A 710-nucleotide genomic window follows, 5' to 3' on the forward strand; every position below is an offset into this window, starting at 1 on the left:
CCCCGCCCTGCCCGCCTATCTGCTGTCGGCCGGACTTGGGCTGGCAGGCGCGGCGGGCATCCTGTCGGCGGTGGCGGCGCAGACCGTGCCCTTGCTCGGAACGCAGGTGCCACTGGCCTATCTGCTGCCGCCGATCGTCGGGCTGGCGCTGTTCCAGCTGGTTTTCGGGGTTTTCACCGGACGCTGGCGCGGGTGGCGGTTCTGGGCGGCGGCCATCCCGCTGTCGGCGGTCATCTGGGGCGCGGCATTGATGGCACTGCTGGGCGGTCATGCGTCGTGGCAGGCTGCGCTTGGCATGGCGGCTTTCGGTCATGTCGCCGCAGGTCTGGCGGCGCTGTCGCTGACACGGGGGCGCGTGGCATGATGCGCGGGCGCTATCGCATCTCCTGCTGGCGCATCGGCATGCTGTCGATCAGGGACAGGATGTCCTCTGCCGCGACGGGCCTGGCCGACCGCATCTTGATCCCGCCATCCTTGCCGATCAGCAGAACCTGGAACCCCTGCCCATCGCGCAGTGCGTCTGCACCGGGTCCGTCGGTGAGTATGACCACCTCGCGTTCTGCCAACTGCTCCGCATGTGCCTGCAGGTCGGCTATCTGCCGTGCGACCTGCGCCTCGGGTCCAAGGACAACGACAGGGCGCGCCTGCCAACGCAGTGCGGCAAGCATGTCCGCCTGCAGCGGCGCGGGACCGCGGGCGGTGTCGGCGGG

2 protein-coding genes are annotated in these 710 nt (G+C 70.0%); one reads left to right on the plus strand and one right to left on the minus strand.

Going from position 1 to position 710, the window contains the following annotated elements:
* Positions 1–364: hypothetical protein (locus tag TW83_RS21600; protein ID WP_045984304.1), on the plus strand; the 364-nt coding region annotated here is incomplete at its 5' end.
* A 10-nt stretch (positions 365–374) separates the two neighbouring features.
* Here the strand turns inward: TW83_RS21600 and TW83_RS18750 are convergent.
* The coding region (locus TW83_RS18750) for a DUF4174 domain-containing protein (protein ID WP_045984305.1) at positions 375–710 on the minus strand (336 nt) is incomplete at its 5' end.

It is taken from the genome of Paracoccus sp. S4493, from assembly GCF_000967735.1.
Lineage (GTDB): Bacteria > Pseudomonadota > Alphaproteobacteria > Rhodobacterales > Rhodobacteraceae > Paracoccus > Paracoccus marcusii.